At 64.4% G+C, this 247-nt stretch carries 1 protein-coding gene; it reads right to left on the bottom strand.

Annotated features, from left to right (window positions below; translation table 11 throughout):
* Positions 1 to 20: 20 nt before the first annotated feature.
* A partial coding sequence (locus tag ACR9ZK_RS21935) for a type II toxin-antitoxin system VapB family antitoxin (RefSeq protein ID WP_481344067.1) occupies positions 21 to 247 on the bottom strand: 227 nt, incomplete at its 5' end.

Below are 247 nucleotides of genomic sequence, written 5' to 3'. Positions count from 1 at the left end.
GACCCGGTGGTGCGCGTGTGTCAGGAGAGTACGAGGACTCGGGCGTGAAGGAAAGGTCTCTGCTGGAGTGCAGCGCGAAGAGCCCGGTGCAGGCCGTCCTCGAGGTACAGCTCGCCGTTCCACTCGACGCAGTGCGGGAACAGGTCCCCGTAGAAGGTCGAGTCGTCGGCGAGCAGCCCGCGCAGGTCGAGGGTGCTCTTGGTGGTGATGCTGTCTCTTATACACATCTGACGCTGCCGACGACGGA

The sequence above is a fragment of the Monashia sp. HAY1-5C genome (assembly GCF_056755255.1).
Note: the sequence above shows the minus strand (reverse complement) of the source record. Positions and strands in the feature narration are given on the sequence as shown.